Origin of the sequence: Cyanobacterium stanieri LEGE 03274, assembly GCF_015207825.1 — a bacterium.
Classification (GTDB): domain Bacteria; phylum Cyanobacteriota; class Cyanobacteriia; order Cyanobacteriales; family Cyanobacteriaceae; genus Cyanobacterium; species Cyanobacterium stanieri_B.
In genome coordinates this window covers 104,828-121,968 of sequence record NZ_JADEWC010000003.1, presented here as the reverse complement: position 1 = coordinate 121,968, position 17,141 = coordinate 104,828, and the positions used below count along the sequence as shown (strand labels likewise).

Here is a 17,141-nt window from a genome sequence, read left to right as displayed (position 1 = left end):
GATGATTAATCAACATATATTTTAAGAAAAATTTGATTTTTTTTCAGCACACCTTAAATGTTATTTTTAACCGTCAATAAACTGATCTAATTCTTCATAATCAGGCAGTTGAGTATCCACTATTTTACCATTTCTTATTAAGGTGCGATCGCACTGATTTCGTGACAATAATTCACTAAAATAACGACCTTTAAAAAGGATTAAATCTGCGGTACTTCCTACGCTTATTTTGCCGAGGTGAGGTAATTTGATCATTTTTGCTGGAGTTTTGGTTACAGAGGTGATCCAGTCGCTATAAGGAGTGTCTAGGTGAGTAATGCGCACGGACTGGGTAAATACTTCTAACATATCATGATCACCAAAACCATAAAAAGGATCTCGACAATTATCACTGGCAAAAGCCACATCAAGCCCCCCCTGTTTCAACTCTTTTACCCTCGTCACCCCACGCCAAAAGGGGGTAGTTTCTTCCTGTCTATCTTGCAAATAGAGGTTACACATGGGCAAACTAACGATACTTATATTAGCTTCTTTTACTAATTCGATGGTTTTTTTTACCACTTCTGGAGGTTGTACTGCTAAACTGCAACAATGCCCACAGATTATGTTACCTTGATAGTTCATGTTAATAGCAGTTTCTGCTATTTTTTGTAAGCAAATGGAATTAATTTCGTTATTTTCGTCGGCATGAAAATCTAAGTCTAAATTGCGCTCTATGGCGAGTTGAAATACTTTTTCAATCTGTTTATCTATGTCTTTATTCATATAGGCAACTCCCCCCAAAATACCTTCTTTTTCTGCCATTTTATCGGCTAGTTTTGTTCCATCAGGGGTGAGAAAATAATCTAAACTAACGAGGGATACTGCTTGAATTGTTAGTTTATTTTGCCATTCTTTTTGTAGTTGTTTCCAAATATCGACACTAATAAAATCATCATAACTATAACAGTCTAAATGGGTTCTAAGGGCGATCGCACCATGGGCATAACTACATTTTAAACCGAAATTCATCCTCTGATAAACTTCTTCTTGCGTCCAATATTGAGCATCACTTCTCGCCATTTTTAAAGCCGTTTCAAAATCCCCTTTTAAATTAGGAGAACGTTGATAAATATGCCCTTTATCTAAATGAGTATGAATATCCAGAAAACAAGGTAAAACAATACCTTTTTTTAAATCCTTACCCTCAGTTTTATCACTGGCCCGAATAATTTGTTTGATCTTTTCCCCTTCAATTTCAATATCACAAAGCACTAAACCTTCTTTTGTTTGTTGTTCAAATTTAACTGCAGTATTATCAATTAAATCTAAAGGAATATGAGCATTTTTTAACCAATATTTATTATTCATTATTATATCTATTTAATAATATTATATTTATTAATAGGCTAGAAACATTTTAAAATAGTAGTTCAATTTATTGAACGTTATCTAGTAGCCGTGGAATTTATTACACGGTGATATTTAATATAACTAGAAACATTTTAAAATAGTAGTAGTTCAATAAATTGAACTTTATCTAATAGCTGTGTAATTTATTACAAGATTTTAACTATTTAAAACTGCTTTTATTTCCTCTAATTTAGTGAATAATTTATCAGTATCCAATAAATTTATAACAGTATCAATGCCATCTTTTAAAGAAGATGAAAAACCACAACGCCAAAGATAAAACCCACCATTTAAGATAACACTATCAGATAAAATTGATTGTTGTCCTTGCAATAATTTGTTTACCTCTTGATAATAACTTTCATAATCCTTTAAGTCCACATCTTCACGACTCAAATTAAACTCTTCAGGATGAATTTTAAGATACTCATAACCCTCCTCCCTCTGAGTATTATTGACACAAATAATGGTAGTTTGTCCTAACTTTAAATCTGGGCTACCCTCTAAACCTTTAATGAGCGTAAATTGTTCTATTCCTCTTATTTTTAGAGCTTCCCTAATCATTTTTTCGGTGGGAGGATGGACAAAACCAGCTATCAAATGACTGTTGCCTGTGTAGGGTTGCCAGATTAATTCTAGGGTTGCTAGGGGAGGACGTTTACCAATTTCTTCTCGGTATTGTACCAGTTTATTTGCAAGGGGAAAATGTTCTGGTAAATAAAGGAAAGAAAAGTTAGTTTCTTCCAATAAATTTTGAGCTTTTTCGATGCTTAATTGAGTTAAATTTACTCCTAAGTTTTGCCAAATTTCAATGAGGGGTAATCCATATTTGGTGGGCATGGTTTTCCCTCCGTGCATCAATACTGGAATGTTATGACAAGCTAAAATAAGGGCTGTAATGGGTGATATGGGGGCAGTGCGCGATCGCCCGTCGTAGGGTATTCCCAGAATTGTGAGAGGATAAGAGATATGGGGTATAGTATTTAATTTTGCACCCAAGTCACTGTAAGCATCAAGCATTCCAGCTAATTCGATACCTGTGGGGCGTTTAATACGATGAGCAATCAGAAAAGCACCGATTTGGGCGGGGGTAGCTTCCCCTGTTAACATCATTGTGGCGGCTTGATGGGCTTCTTCTCTGGTTAAATTTTTGTGGGTATGCGCTCCACTACCAACCTTTTTTAATAATTCTCTGAATTCTGCGCTCATTATGATGGATTTAGTTAAAATTAGGGTTTGTCTATGGATAAGACAATGAATTTATTTTAATCTATTTAGGTAATTTTATTTAATTGTTGTAGGGCTGACTGAGCATAAATTTTGCTTTTTTCGTCCCCTATATTAACAATATTTATGAGAATATCAACCGATTCTTTAGCTTCCATCTGTTGCCATGTATAACAAAGATTTTGGATAATAAGATCTGATTTTTTTGCTAACTCATGGTTACGATAAAATTTTAAGGTTATTTTGGTAATAATTTCTTTTATTTTTGGTTTATTTATTCTACCTAAAATGGCTATTATTTCACAACATATTTCTTCAGAGACTAAATATAGTGCTTTTTCGAGGGCATAAAGACTGTAAGAAGTTTCTTGCCAAGCAAGGGCTTTGATGATGGTATCTTGAAGGGGAATGGGGGTATATGGCTTAATGAGGGTAGAAAAAAGGATGTCTGTGGTGAGTTGACTAGGAATATGACTCAAACAGATGGCTGATTGTTGACATACTGTTAAATCAATATCCTCAAGATAAGGGGAGATAACGTTAGTTAGTTGTAAGGGGGAATAATATTTACTTTTTCTAATTAACCCTATTAATGCTTCTTTCCTAATAGCTGAATTATAGTCGGTGAGGGCATTTTCTAGGATGGGAATAATGGAAGGGTTATCAAAGTTGCTCAAAGAGGCGATCGCACTTTGCCTAATTTGTACACTATCATCATTAACCACAGAAAGCAAAGGTCGAATAACTAAACCATGGGGAATTTGGGCTAATGCCTTAGTGGCGCAGAGACGATATTGGGGAGAATCAAGGAGAGAAGTTAAAATAGAAATAGCCCTTTCCCCTTGACTAGCAAGAATTTGAGTACCTAAAACTATTAAATCTTCATCCTCCGTAATACCCAATAACTCACTAATAATTAAAACAATTTCAGGATTATCTAATTGACTAATAATTTTAAGGGCAAACCAACGATATTCACTCTCCTGATGTTCATCGAGAATTACTCCTTTTAATGGCTCAATAACATCATCACCATATTTTACCAGAACCTTGGCGATCGCCCATCGCTCCTCAAAATCGCCATTTTCCAAAATCACCAGGGCAGAATGTAAAGAAAATGATTCGAGATTATCCAAAGGGATATTACGTTGTTGGGGTAAATACATTATCTTTTCGGCTTATGATACCATCTATTAACTACCCCAGTTTAAAAGAATTCACTCCCCTATTTAGTCATACATAATACATTTTATGTATTGTCATGCAATAAATACATTAGCAAAAAACAATATTTACATAAAACAAAACCCTTAAGGTTGGGTTAAAAAAAAGAAACCCAACAAAAAGACTCTAAGACAAATAAAAAGGATGGGGGGAAAAAATAAACCCCAAACCATAACCTTAACTTAATTTGAGAGCATTAACAGGCACATCATCCCAACTATTAACAGTGCGTAAAACAGCCTTCCAGCCTTGCTTTTGTTGATCATCCGTTAACTTTTCCTGCCAATCACGATGACAATCATCAGCCGCTTCCTTATTAACTCCAGCAATACAGGCTTGAACAATTCCACAACCGTCAATTTGTTCATTTACCCAAATAGTCATAAATAAAACCTCATTATTTCATCTGTCATACCTATATTGTAGATCCCAACCCGAAACAGAAACGATAAGTTAATTTTTTGTAAATTTTTTCTGGCACTGTTATTTTAACCTCAGTCGGTATTTGTCAGTATGGTAGGAGTGTAACATGGTATGTCCGTAAAGGTTGCAGGGGATGGGGAGTATGGAAGATGGGGAGTATGGGAGATGAGGAGTAAGAGTAAAATAGTTTAATTATTCATTGTCAATTGTCAATTGTCAATTATTCACGCCTTTACAAGAATATAAAATTTATCCAGAACTCAGATTATTTTATATTAAAAAAAATAAATCAAATATCATGACAAATAATCATAACCTCCCTTTCACCGCCGCCCACCAATGGGCAAAACTAATCCATAAAAAAGAAATTTCTCCCCTCGAATTAACCCAACTATACCTGCAACGCATTGATAACATAGATAGCCAACTAGGTAGCTTCGCCCATGTCGCCCACGATAGCGCCATCAAAGATGCCCATCTGAAAACAGAAATTCTCGGCAACACCAAAAACACCCAAGAATTACCCCCCTTTTTCGGGATTCCCACCGCCATCAAAGATTTATACTCCGTAAAAGGAATGCCCATAGGCTATGGAAATGGTTTTATCAAAGACAATATCAGCGAGTTTGACAGTGGCATTGTTACCAAAATCAAAGAAGCAGGGATGATTATTTTAGGTAAAACAACCACATCAGAATTAGGCTCATTGCCCTATATTGAGTCTCCTAGTGTTCCCCCTTGTCGCAACCCTTACAACGTCGAATATACCGCAGGGGGTTCTAGTGGAGGGGCAGCCGCGGCCGTGGCAGGGGGTTTAATTCCTGTAGTACATGGGTCAGATGGTGGTGGTTCAGTGCGTGGACCTGCTTTTTGTTGCGGTTTAGTAGGTTTAAAGCCTTCTCGGGGAAGAATCTCTAGCGCCCCTGTGGGAGATTACCTAGCAGGAATGGCAACCCATGGTTGTTTAAGTCGTAGTGTTATGGATGGGGCTATTTTGTTAGATATTCTATCAGGCTATGTTATGGGAGATCCTTACTGGTTGGAAAATCCTTCGGAGGGTTTTGCTTCTTTAGTGAAGAATAATCCTCCATCTTTGAAAATTGCTTTTGCCACGGAAATATTACCCTTTGGTAAAGCGGATGATTGTTTACAAAAACAGGTAAAGGATGTGGTGGATATTTTTGCTAATATGGGGCATCAGGTTTCTGAGGGTTGTCCTGATTTTTCTACTATTGTTGAACCTTTTAAGATTATTTGGCAAGGAAGTGTTGCCCAAGCTGATTTTCCTGAAACTATTCTTAATCCGATGAATCAATGGTTAAGGGAAACCGCACCTAGTTTGCGAGAATATTTAAATGCTGTTCACCGAGTGCAGGTGATTTCTCGTCAAATTGTGGCATTTTTTGCTGATTTTGATGCTCTGATTCTACCTACTTATCTCCAACCTCCTATTAAGGTGGGGCAATGGGCTAGTTTATCATCGGAGGCGACTTTAAATAATATCATTAATTGGATTGCTCCTTGTCCTCCTTTTAATGCTACGGGACAACCGGCGATCGCCCTTCCCACAGGATTTACAGATGAAGGTTTACCCGTCGGTATTCAAATTGTGGGAAAACCTAAGGATGAGATTACGTTACTTCAATTAGCTTATCAGTTAGAACAAATCAAACAATGGCAAAAATATCAACCTTCCATCCCCTTGTAATGAATTACAAGGCTAATAGTTTACCATTCAATGAATTGAACTAAATTATATTTAGGGATTTAGTATCACAGCGCCCATAGTTAAAATTTATACTAAATCCTGTTTCAATAATATACTAATTAGGGTGGGGAACAGGGAACGGGGAACAGGCAACAGAAAAAAGATAATAATTGTTTATTGTCAACTGTGGCAAGTGGATGATAGTAAATTTTACAAATCGGATTTGGTATTACTGGGAAGATCGATAATGTAAGAAGTATGAAGAACCAGTGTTCATTAATTCTTCTTCTAACATCTTTTTATAAATATTAGGTAAACTACGGGTGATGGAATTGCTTTCGATACCATAACCTAAACTTGTCCAAGTGGGGGAGAGTAATTCTAATACTGTGTTTATTTGTCCTTGTTCTAGGAGTTGAGTAATATCAGTGCCACCCCATGCGTTGGTATCCCTGAGCCAACTATATAATACTTTATCTTGGTAAATAGGCTCAAAACTGTAACTTTTGCGTAAAAACCCTGAAGGTTCGGGATGATAAAGGTTAGCTTTCTCGGCCCATGTGGTGTTCAAAAATTGGTATCTTCCCGCAGCGGTGGAGCATCTACCACGGTTTGGCCCGTTGGCAATGGTTACACATTGATTGGGGTGTTGTTTGAGATTATCTATATGACGGCCCCCATATAAGATGTGGTAAGGGCGATCGGAGTTTGCTTCTGAGGCGCTGATGGTGCGCATTAAAGCCCTAATATAAGGATTTCCCCCTTCCATTTCCAAGGGTTCTATGTCGTAATTTTGGGTAATATTAGAAATGATCTGTTGTCCTGCTCGTCTTATTTGTGGCTCTTTTTCCCTGAGCAACACTTTACCTACTCCCCATAAAATAAGTATTAAAATAAACGTCTTGAGAATATTTTTACTGATCATAAATATTTTATTGGGTTGGGAATTTGTCAGGTGTGTCATACAGTAGTTAATTTTTGCTCCATACTTTTTGTAACATAAATTTAAGATTTAGTGTAACAGTTCATACAGCAAAAAAAGAAATAACACCAAATATCATGACCATTGACATGAAAATCATATCAAATCCGATGGGTAAAATATATTCTCACTCCCCTTGCAATGGATTATATCAAGTTTGGATAATTCGTTATAAATAGATTGTACTTTTGCAGTTGCCCCACCGTGTAATGAATTACACGGCTAATAGTAGTTCGTTCAATTTATTGAACTATTCTACCTTTACGGACATATCATGTTACGTCCCTACCATACTGACAAACCCCAACCCGAGGTTAAAATATATTTTCTAACCACCCTGGTTTAGGGATTCGGTATCAGAGAGTAGGTATGATTTTTTTAAAGTCATTATCCCTACTTCTCATCATCCAAGAATTAACCGTTAATGCCTTGCCCGAAAAATTTAGGGGGTTGTTTCATGGTGTAAACCTCCGTTTCATTTTTAATAGCCTGACGAATATAACCGGGGGTATGTAACATTCCTAAAAGACTTATGCCATCAAAAGAGCGAAAATCGTTGGTCGTTTTCTGCTCGAGGAGACGATCAATTTTTTCAGGATTGGGCATGGTGTCAAAACTTTGCTCAGAAGCAATGGCAAAGCCCCAAGCTGAACCATAGGTACAAGTGGGGGTAAAATAAGAATGAACGTTACTAAAGACGGTTTTCAGGGTATTTACTAAACGTCCGTGGATGTGCAAATTAGCGGGGGCAACTGGCCCGGCTTGTATCACCACAATACCGTTATCCCGTAAACATCCTTTTAGTTGAGCGAAATATTCTTGGGTAAATAGTTGAAAAGAAGGACCTTCTTCGATAGGATCGGAAAGGTCGGAAATAATCACATCCCATTGAGCTTGACTATTATCCAAAACATTAAAAGCATCCCCGATCACTAATTCTAAACGAGGATCATCAAAAGAGCCTTGGTGCATTTCGGGTAAATGTTCCTTACAGGCTTCCACCACATCCCCATCAATATCTACCATCATTGCTTTTTTAACAGAAGTCCAGCGGAAAACTTCCCGGGTGGTTGCCCCTTCTCCACCTCCTAAAATGAGAACATTTTCAGGGTTAGGGTGAGCTATCATGGCAGGATGTACTAACGCTTCATGGTATAAAAATTCGTCTCCCGTGCAAGATTGCCATTTACCATCTAATACTAGGGCTTTGCCATAAACTCCACTTTCGACTATGGACATATCCTGATAGGGGGTTTTTTTATGGGCTAAGATGTTGGTGATTCCGTGAACATAAATGTCATAGGGGGTTATATATTCACTAATCCAAATGTCTGCGTTTACTTGAGATCCTGCCATAGTTTGTTTATTTTTCTGTTACTTTTGTTACCGTTCACATCGAAATCGACTAATCTTCTATAGTAACTTAAAATAAATTTTCAGGCTAGATATTAAAAACCCCCATCCATAGACAGGGGTTGTGAATATTTTACTTAACCAAAAAATTAATTAACGAACGCAACCTTGTAGGGTGTCAGCTTCGATGGGTTTGATGAAGTATAAACCGATGAATTGTACGGCGTTAGATGCAAAGATAGGTAGTTTGCGTAATAATTTGATAGGTGCGATCGCCTTTGAATCATCAATGGCTCTTAATTTCTCACAATTATCAAAACATTTTTCTAACTTGTTGTAGAATTTAGGATTTTCAATGTCAAGGATAACGGGGAAAACTCTACCAGCGGTTTGATTAGTTTTCTCGATGACTGTTTTATCATATTCCTTTGCATCTAAACCGATGGAGGCATAAAAGCCAGAGCGATGTAAGTCATTAAGATACATGGTAGCGAATACAGATAACAAGAAGAAACGACACCATAATTTTGCTTTCCAATCGTTGAGAAATTCTGGTTTAGCTTTTAAGACAGCATCGAAAAAGTCTCCGTGACGGTTTTCATCCTGACACCAATTTTCAAAAAATTTGAAGATGGGATAGATGCGACTTTCGGGATTTTGCTCGAGGTGACGATAAATGGTGATATAGCGCCAATAACCAATTTTTTCAGATAGGTAGGTAGCGTAGAAAATGAATTTAGGTTTAAAGAAGGTATAGTTACGACTTTTGGTCAAAAATCCAAGGTCAAGGGATAGGTTAAAATCTGTTAGGGCTTTGTTGAGGAAACCTGCATGACGGGCTTCATCACGAGACATGAGGTTAAAGCCTTCAGCCAAGAGGGGGTTGGTGTTTTTTAAACGTCTGCCTAATTCTTTGTATAGTAAAAATCCAGAAAATTCTGCGGTGCAGGAGCGTTCTAAAAATTCTACGAATAGGCGACGGGTTTCACCGTCAATGTGATCCCACGATTGTTCAAAGTCGGCGTTACGGACAAAGTGATGACGGTTATAATCTTGTTTAAATTCGGCGATAATTGCTCTTAATTCGTCTTCGTTAACGCTGATGTCCATTTTCGCCATCTCGTCAAAATCTGTGGTGTAAAAACGAGGGGTGAGGATGGTTTCTTTGGCTGGGGTTTTAATCCCAGGGCGTAGTTCTTCAAATTCTGGTTTTTGAACTGTTGTTACCATAATTTTTTGATTGAGACAGTATTTTTGAATTTATATGTAATATTTTAATTCCTTCCTCAGTTTAACAGACCTAGGACTATATATTTTCGTGAAGTTTATTAATACTTGTTACAAAAATATTAACTTTTTTATCTTTTTTCTTGACTTCTATTAATTTTTATGGATAAACGATAAATAATTGGGCATTGCACGGATTATGGTATGAAATATAGTTGAATTACGCTAAAAACCAAGATTTCTAAATATTATAACCGTTCCCTATTCGCTTTCTCAACGAGAAATCATACCTAAAATCAGTAAAGCTAATAATGGATAATTGGAACAATGGTTAGATGGGTTTGATATAGGCGATCGCACTTAACCAAATTAAAGTTTTTTCTCTACCTTCCTCAAGAATGCAGATACAATTTTCATCTTGCCAGAGGATTTGTCCTTCCGTGCTTTGACTGGTGATTAAACCGATTTGGATGTTGGTTTTATCTTTTATAAATGCTTGGATTTGACGTACACTAGGAAGACCAGTATTAAATGTAGGCATCTTTTTTTATCTACTTGAGCGAAAAAATAATTATGCAGTTTAGCAAATATCACGGATTAGGTAATGACTTTATTTTGATCGATAATCGTCAATCTGATCAACCCCTCGTTACGCCCACAGAAGCAGTGAAAATGTGCGATCGCCACTTCGGCATCGGCGCCGATGGGGTAATTTTCGTTTTACCGCCCCAGAATAATTGTCAATATACCATGAGAATCTTTAACTCTGATGGTTCAGAACCTGAAATGTGCGGTAATGGGATTCGTTGTTTTGCCCAATTTGTCACGGAATTAGAAGGAAAAGAGGAAGTAGGTAGAACATATCCTATTCACACTTTAGCAGGTACTATTACCCCTACCATCAAGGGTGAGGGTATGATTCGAGTAGATATGGGAGAGCCTGAGTTAAACCCCGCCAAAATCCCCACCACCCTCAACCAAGGGGGAGAAAAGGTGGTTAAGGAATCTTTAACCGTAGGAGATAAGGAATATCAAGTATCCTGTGTGAGTATGGGTAATCCCCATTGTTTGGTATTTGTGGATAGGGTAGCGGATATAGATTTGGAAAAAATTGGCCTTTTATTTGAAACCCACGCAGTTTTTCCCCAAAAAACCAATACGGAATTTATTGAAGTAGTACGCCCTGATTATGTCAAAATGAGAGTATGGGAAAGGGGGGCAGGAATTACCCTCGCCTGTGGTACGGGAGCTTGTGCCACGGTGGTAGCTGGGGTTTTAAATGGTAAGTGCGATCGCACCTGCACTGTAGAATTACCAGGGGGATGCTTGGAAATTGAATGGAATGAAGAGGATAACCATGTATATATGACAGGGCCTGCATTGAAAGTATTTTCAGGCAATATGTAACCCCAATTCGGGATAACACAATTGTTCATTGTCAATTGTCCATTGTCCATTATCAATTACTCCTCTAGGGTTTTTCGGGCGCGGCGAATCAACTCCTCAGGGCTTAATTCTGCCACAAATTCTCGAAAAGCCTCCATTTCTTTCTCATCGGCTTCCCTATCCACAGGAATGGAGGCATCTAAAACCACCTCTTCCATTACCCAAATGGGGCAACCTTCCCTCACGGCGATGGCAATGGCATCACTGGGGCGACAATCGATGTTTTTTTCCTTCTTACCCATTTTTGTACAGAGAAGGGCATAAAAGGTGTTATCCTCAAGGGCATTAATTACCACTCGATCTAGTTTAATATTCCAAGTATGGAACATATTTAACATTAAATCATGGGTAAGGGGGCGGGGGGTTGGTTGTTGCTCCAGGGCTGCAATGATTGATCTGGCTTGATCTTGACCGATGTAGATAGGCAAAGCACGGCGCTCGGTAGCGTCTTTTAGTAGTACGATGGGGCTACGACTTACTGCATCAAGGGCGATCGCCGCTACTTTCATTTCAATCATTTATATTATCTCACTATAACAATATGGGTTGTGAACCATGACCTCCCCGTATGAGGTTGTTATCATCCTACCACAGTTTTTTGATTTTATAACCAGATTTTTTTTAATTTTATTGTTTTAAATAAACTTTTATAACCATTTTTATTGATTCTTTTTTTAGTAATTATAATAACTATGATTAATTTAATTAATTGTCGTATCATTGGTGAATCTACCTTAAAAAATATCACCATTAATAACCATAAAATTACCCATATTAGTAAGAGTGAAGAACAAAGCCAAACAGAACAGACCATTTTAAACTATATCGATATGGAGGGAGATTATATTTCCCTTGGTGGCTTAGATCTACAAATTAACGGCGGACTGGGTTTAGCATTTCCCGATTTAGCATTAAATGATTTAGAAAAACTCCACCAAATTTGTGCCTATTTATGGTCAGTGGGAGTAGATGAATTTATGCCAACTATTGTGACAACTTCGGTAGAAAAAATTCATCAATCTTTAGAAGTAATTAAAGTATTTAAACAGTCTAAAAAAAAGGATAATGAAGCAGAAATATTAGGAGTTCACCTAGAAGGCCCATTTTTAAATAAAGATAAAAAAGGAGCTCATCCCGAAGAATATTTATTATCTTTAAATTTAGAAAACGTAAAAAAAGTTTTCAATAATTATGAAAACATCATCAAAATTATTACTCTTGCTCCAGAATTAGACACCCAAGGGGATGTAATTCCCTATTTAACTGATTTGGGGGTGATTGTTAGTTTGGGACACTCTATGGCGACGGCAAAGGAGGCAAAACGAGCTTTTGAGCAAGGGGCATCTATGGTAACCCACGCTTTTAATGCTATGCCCAGTTTACACCACCGAGAACCAGGGATGTTAGGAGAGGCGATCGCCCGTAGCGGTGTTTATTGCGGTTTGATTGCTGATGGTAAACATGTTTCACCCACCATGTTAAAAGTCATTTTACAAGCCAGTAACTATGATGCAGGGATATTTTTAGTTAGTGATGCCCTTGCACCCATCGGCTTAGATGATGGCATATACCCTTGGGATGAACGTACTATAGAGGTAAAAAATGGTACCGCTACCCTTCCCGATGGCACGTTATCGGGTACAACCCTACCTCTATTCGTTGGCGCTCAAAATTTAATAAATTGGGACATTTGTACTGTTGAAAGGGCGATCGGCCTTGTTACTGATGCACCCCGAAAAGCCATGAAAATGCCAACCCTCACAGTGGGGCAAAAAGCGAATTTAATCCGATGGCATCATTACCCAGAAACGAAACAACTAACTTGGGAGAGAATTTTAATTAATAATAGTCTCAGTTAGAGATTTATCAGTATGCTTCAGCGCCCCTTGCAACATCCATGAGTTTAATTCATTAAACTAAAAATCCGTAGCCTCGGAATTCATTACGAGGCGGTATTAAACGATAGTCGATTATTACCATTATCCCACCATGAAATAAATTTCATGGCTAATGATTTCACGTTCAATAAATTGAACTAAGAGAATCATCACACCAACCGGCGCCCCTTACAACATCCAGCGCACCCTACCTCTTCATAATCGCCCCTTAACACCAAATCCCATCTAAACACCACCTGCCTTGCAATGAATTACAAGGCTAACGGTTTATCGTTCAATGAATTGAACTAAGGTATATTTTTATTGAGTATATCATCACCTTTCTACGGCTCTAAGCAATCTGTTAAGATGATCGGAGTATACTCTATGAAAAACAATGAGAATATAGATGAAAAATGAAAAAATTAATCAAATTAACCATTGAAAAATTAGTGGAAAAAGAAGAAGAATATTTCATCGCCACCAGTGAAGATTTACAAGGATTAGTGGCAGAAGGAAAAACTATTGCAGAAGTCATTGAAATTGCACAAGATGTGGCAGAAATTCTCTGGGAATTAGAAAAAGAACATAATCATATTAACTCAAATATTCAAGATTTTCCTTCTACATTTGAATATCCTTTAATTTTGGAGGTTTGATGGGTAGATTATCGGGTTTTTCTTACTTACAAGTAACCAAAAAAATGAAAAAACTAGGATTTCAGTTTTATCGAAGTGCAAAAGGAGATCATGAAATTTGGTTTAATCCAGAAACTAAAGCTAGAACAACTATTCCTCATCATCGAGAATTAAAAGAAGGTACTTTAAGAAATATATTAAAACAAGCAAATATTGATGTTGATACATTTCTTAATAGTTAACCTAAACAAATACCTAGCGCACTCTACCTCTCTATAATCGCCCCTTACAACAAACAGCGCACTTTAACCAAAAAATTGCATTCCTAATTCCTAAACAACATTAGTAATTGTTGAGGTGTCAGAATAGTGATGGTAGTATTTTGTGGATAATCTGTGGGATTACGAGTGAGGATAGCATCTAAATGATTCCAAAGTGCAGTATGATACTGTACATCATCTTCAAAATCTTTGTAGTGTTCTAATAAGGCTTGTTTTACAATTGTTTCATCTACGGTAGTAACTTTGCAAATAGTCAATAATTGTTGTAAAAACATTAATGTCCATTCTTTTCCTCTTGGTTTTTTAAAATGTAAAACATATCTGTAAAAGTTGTGGCACTAATATACGCCTCTAATTTTTCTTGCTCTATCAGACTAAAAATAAGATCCGCATCATCATAAAATGGCTGACGTATCAAAGCATAATCAATGATAATGTTAGTATCTATTTGAATTTTCACAGGTTATATTTTTCCTTAAAGTAGTCTTCTTTAGCTTGATCAATGTCAAAACTTTGGGGAATTGGTTTAACTTGTTGTAGTAGGCTTTGAAAAGTTTTTGTACGATATTTAATATTATTTTGTGTCTCTTGTGCTATGGTTTGACTCAATTTTATTTGCTCCGATGTGAGTAATTTTCTGACAAGATTTAATATATCTTCAAAAGTAAAATTAGAGTCCTTTATTTGTGATTTCATATTATTAAATTATATTGGTAAACAATTCTATTTTACTTCTACATGAACCCAACCAGCGCACTTTAAACCCACCCAGCGCACTCTACAACATCCATGAGTTTAATTCATTAAACGAAAAATCCGTAGCCTCGGAATTCATTACGAGGCGGTATTAAACGATAGTCGATTATTATCATTATCTCACCATCAAATAAATTTCATGGCTAATGGTTTCACGTTCAATAAATTGAACTACGATAATCATAAAACCCCAGCGCACCTTACCTCTTCATAATCGCCCTTAACCCCAAATCCGATCTAAAAATCATATCACTATCCGCCTTGCAATGAATTACAAGGCTAATGGTTTCACGTTCAATAAATTGAACTATGATAATCATAAAACCCCCGGCGCACCTTAAATAAAAAACGCCCCCTTACTAAGGGGGATATAGGGGGATCAAACCCAGCGCACCTTACTTTAAGCAACAATTTTTTGAAACGAAAAATGCTCATCGTCTGATAGTCGTTCAGAGAACTTTAACCAATTTAGTATGGCTTTTAAAATAATCGCACCATAACACTCAAAAATCGCCCCGAAGGGGCGATTAATTAAATTTAATTATTGGATGCTTCTACTCTTTCATATCCTTGAATAGAGCCAATACGAACAGAGGTAGGATCTGTTTTGAAAAGTTCTAAATATTCAAAGTTTTCGGCAACTAAAGAAGGATTCATCGTACTATTACCGCCACCACGAACGTTAATCGTTTCAGCCCAAATAGGTCCTGTATGAGTTCCGTTGCCACCACCGTTAATTCTAAACTCAGACTTGGGGGCAAAAATGAAACCAGATGAAGTTAAATTACCTCTTGTTAAAACATCTCCAGATGCGACATAGTATTGAATATGTTTCCATTGATCAGCATTGGATAGGGTAGAACTTCCTCCAAAATTTAAACCATCATTACTATAAACAATTACCCTACCTGGATTATCATTCATACCCGTTGCTTGAATTGTGGGAACTGCTACATCAGAATAAATAGTAACGGTTTTATTCCCACTCACATCTACTGAAATGGAAGAACCACAACCGCCAGTATATTCATAGGAAGATGAACCTGTGGGATTTAATGTACACTTTCCACTTGTGATAGTATCTAAACTATCAGGAATATCAAATTTATCTTGGTTATTTAGTGCTAATGGTAAAGGAGGGAAAAGTTTATTAAATTCTACATGATCTCCATTATGCTTAAATGCTCCGCTTGGGGGTTTAGTCCAAGGAACACCATTAACACAATCAGAAGAATCAAGAATATCTGAGTTAATAGTTTGATTACCACCTCCGCTGACGCTAAAGTTTTGAGCCCAAAGGCCAGGTGCGTCAGGAAGTTCGCTTGAGGGAAATCCTCCAAGATTTACTTGTCCAGGCTCTGGTGGTATGACGGCAAACTTAACTTGTATTCTAGCTTTAGAGTCTTTTGATTTTCCTTCAACAGTTAAGGTCCCTGTTTCTTCGCTATCATCAAACTGATAACTAATTAATTCAAATTGTTTTTCGTTTGATTGTTCAGACTCAATACCTTCTTCAGACTCTGAATTCGGCACAGAAATCAATGCTGTAATTGTTGATAGATCATCTTCTGTTAGTTGTGGAATAGAGTTTTCACTGTCTGTATTATTCTGTCCTAAGGGGGTACAGGAAGCCCCTGTTGTACTGGATTCAGAAGGTTGTTGAGTGTTGTTATTGGAAGGTTCTTCCTTGTTTTTATTATTTCCTTTACCCGCAGGAGGTCCAGCTATTAAAAAACTATTGGGTAGTTTTGCCATTACACTATTGCCGTTGGTATCTAAGTCCCATATAGATACATCACTAACAATCAGATTGTAACGACCTATATTTTTTGCTGTGTTACTATCAGATGCAAATCTTTCTGCTAATCTTTGATTTAATTGATCTATGGTAGTCTGCCCTGTGGCTAAATCTTCCCAATCTTCTTTACTAAAAAGTGCTAGAGTTGGATTCTCTACCAACATTGCTTGAACTGTAGCTATTCCTGCTTCTGCTTGAGCAACTGCTTGTGCCGTTTGCTCTTGAGCTACCACATTAGTTTTATTCTGGCTAGAAGTGGCGATCGCCATGGTTGTCCCTGCAATCATCAGCGCCCCTAGCCCAACACCTACTGCAAGGGTAGAGCCTTTTTGAGAGCTATTTTGTAACACAGAAAGGAGGTTAAACTTGAAGTTTGCTCCGAAGCTATCTTGTTTTGATGTTTTATTTTTGTGTGACATAATATTTACCCGTCCCCTTTTTTTACAGTAAGTGTAATTTTAGTAATCTTGTAATTCTAATATTTTCAATTTTTATGCCCTTAATGATGATCCACTATCGCTGTGTTTTTCTTATCACCCGTCGAGCTGTTTAAACTTTGTTTATGAATATATTTTTACCTACACTATTAATGTACCAAAAAACTTACTAATTAATAACAGTAAATATACGTAATCTTTCTATGTGTTTCGAATAAATGCTAAGTATTTGTAAGGATATGACAGTTTATGTGGAGGATAATATAATAGGATGTATTGTTAATTTACTTATTCAAAGTTTAACTCACCTAAGACAGTAATGGCTAAAAATTATTTAATTTCTTCGATGAAGTAGTTGATTAATATGACCAT

Annotated in this window: 16 protein-coding genes and 1 pseudogene; 5 read left to right on the top strand and 12 right to left on the bottom strand. The window is 36.9% G+C overall.

Annotated elements, in window-relative coordinates:
* Positions 1 to 66 precede the first annotated feature (66 nt).
* From IQ215_RS02415 to IQ215_RS02400, 4 genes are all read right to left on the bottom strand, one after another.
* Entirely contained in the window at positions 67 to 1,350 is a 1,284-nt protein-coding gene (locus IQ215_RS02415; RefSeq protein ID WP_193799732.1) for a cytosine deaminase, read from the bottom strand.
* Positions 1,351 to 1,548: 198 nt separating this feature from the next.
* Positions 1,549 to 2,601 carry an anthranilate phosphoribosyltransferase family protein gene (locus tag IQ215_RS02410; protein WP_193799731.1) on the bottom strand — a complete coding sequence of 351 codons (1,053 nt, stop codon included), beginning with the start codon at positions 2,599 to 2,601 and terminating at the stop codon, positions 1,549 to 1,551.
* Positions 2,602 to 2,666: 65 nt separating this feature from the next.
* On the bottom strand, positions 2,667 to 3,785 hold the full coding sequence (locus IQ215_RS02405; protein WP_193799730.1) for a HEAT repeat domain-containing protein: 1,119 nt from the start codon (positions 3,783 to 3,785) through the stop codon (positions 2,667 to 2,669).
* 235 nt (positions 3,786 to 4,020) lie between these two features.
* A complete protein-coding gene (locus IQ215_RS02400; RefSeq protein WP_069789958.1) occupies positions 4,021 to 4,227 on the bottom strand; it encodes a glycogen debranching protein in 207 nt (68 codons plus the stop codon).
* Positions 4,228 to 4,564: 337 nt separating this feature from the next.
* Here IQ215_RS02400 and IQ215_RS02395 point away from each other — a divergent pair, with 337 nt between their 5' ends.
* Positions 4,565 to 5,974: an amidase gene (locus IQ215_RS02395; RefSeq protein WP_193799729.1), complete on the top strand. Its 1,410-nt coding sequence runs from the start codon at positions 4,565 to 4,567 to the stop codon at positions 5,972 to 5,974.
* A gap of 229 nt (positions 5,975 to 6,203) precedes the next feature.
* Here the strand turns inward: IQ215_RS02395 and IQ215_RS02390 are convergent, their stop codons facing one another.
* From IQ215_RS02390 to IQ215_RS02375, 4 genes are all read right to left on the bottom strand, one after another.
* Entirely contained in the window at positions 6,204 to 6,938 is a 735-nt protein-coding gene (locus tag IQ215_RS02390) for a glycoside hydrolase family 24 protein (protein ID WP_193799728.1), read from the bottom strand.
* A 432-nt stretch (positions 6,939 to 7,370) separates the two neighbouring features.
* On the bottom strand, positions 7,371 to 8,312 hold the full coding sequence (locus IQ215_RS02385; protein ID WP_193799727.1) for a spermidine synthase: 942 nt from the start codon (positions 8,310 to 8,312) through the stop codon (positions 7,371 to 7,373).
* Between the two features lie 150 nt (positions 8,313 to 8,462).
* Positions 8,463 to 9,539 carry a magnesium-protoporphyrin IX monomethyl ester (oxidative) cyclase gene (gene acsF / locus IQ215_RS02380; protein ID WP_193799726.1) on the bottom strand — a complete coding sequence of 359 codons (1,077 nt, stop codon included), beginning with the start codon at positions 9,537 to 9,539 and terminating at the stop codon, positions 8,463 to 8,465.
* 328 nt (positions 9,540 to 9,867) lie between these two features.
* On the bottom strand, positions 9,868 to 10,077 hold the full coding sequence (locus IQ215_RS02375) for an Hfq-related RNA-binding protein (protein ID WP_193799725.1): 210 nt from the start codon (positions 10,075 to 10,077) through the stop codon (positions 9,868 to 9,870).
* Between the two features lie 32 nt (positions 10,078 to 10,109).
* On the opposite strand from IQ215_RS02375, the gene dapF reads away from it, so the two are divergent.
* Positions 10,110 to 10,943 (top strand): diaminopimelate epimerase, encoded by an 834-nt coding sequence (gene dapF, locus IQ215_RS02370; protein WP_193799724.1) that lies wholly within the window; start codon positions 10,110 to 10,112, stop codon positions 10,941 to 10,943.
* 56 nt (positions 10,944 to 10,999) lie between these two features.
* Here the strand turns inward: dapF and IQ215_RS02365 are convergent, their stop codons facing one another.
* A complete protein-coding gene (locus tag IQ215_RS02365; RefSeq protein ID WP_193799723.1) occupies positions 11,000 to 11,500 on the bottom strand; it encodes a bifunctional nuclease family protein in 501 nt (166 codons plus the stop codon).
* 174 nt (positions 11,501 to 11,674) lie between these two features.
* Between IQ215_RS02365 and nagA the strand changes: the two genes are divergently transcribed.
* The 3 genes from nagA to IQ215_RS02350 all read left to right on the top strand — a co-directional run bounded on the left by nagA (position 11,675) and on the right by IQ215_RS02350 (position 13,739).
* A complete protein-coding gene (gene nagA / locus IQ215_RS02360; RefSeq protein WP_193799722.1) occupies positions 11,675 to 12,841 on the top strand; it encodes an N-acetylglucosamine-6-phosphate deacetylase in 1,167 nt (388 codons plus the stop codon).
* A 434-nt stretch (positions 12,842 to 13,275) separates the two neighbouring features.
* Positions 13,276 to 13,518, top strand: a complete 243-nt coding sequence (locus tag IQ215_RS02355) for a DUF1902 domain-containing protein (protein WP_193799721.1) — start codon at positions 13,276 to 13,278, stop codon at positions 13,516 to 13,518.
* Positions 13,518 to 13,739, top strand: coding sequence for a type II toxin-antitoxin system HicA family toxin (locus IQ215_RS02350; RefSeq protein ID WP_193799720.1), 222 nt, complete (start codon positions 13,518 to 13,520; stop codon positions 13,737 to 13,739). Before IQ215_RS02355 ends, IQ215_RS02350 begins: the two co-directional genes overlap by 1 nt.
* Before the next feature lie 83 nt (positions 13,740 to 13,822).
* Here the strand turns inward: IQ215_RS02350 and IQ215_RS14515 are convergent.
* From IQ215_RS14515 to IQ215_RS02335, 3 genes and pseudogenes are all read right to left on the bottom strand, one after another.
* A pseudogene (locus tag IQ215_RS14515) lies at positions 13,823 to 14,238 on the bottom strand (PIN domain-containing protein).
* Positions 14,235 to 14,474 carry a hypothetical protein gene (locus tag IQ215_RS02340; RefSeq protein ID WP_193799719.1) on the bottom strand — a complete coding sequence of 80 codons (240 nt, stop codon included), beginning with the start codon at positions 14,472 to 14,474 and terminating at the stop codon, positions 14,235 to 14,237. The pseudogene IQ215_RS14515 and the gene IQ215_RS02340 overlap by 4 nt, the downstream one beginning before the upstream one ends.
* Positions 14,475 to 15,071: 597 nt before the next feature.
* Positions 15,072 to 16,751, bottom strand: coding sequence for a DUF7305 domain-containing protein (locus tag IQ215_RS02335; protein WP_193799718.1), 1,680 nt, complete (start codon positions 16,749 to 16,751; stop codon positions 15,072 to 15,074).
* Positions 16,752 to 17,141 lie beyond the last annotated feature (390 nt).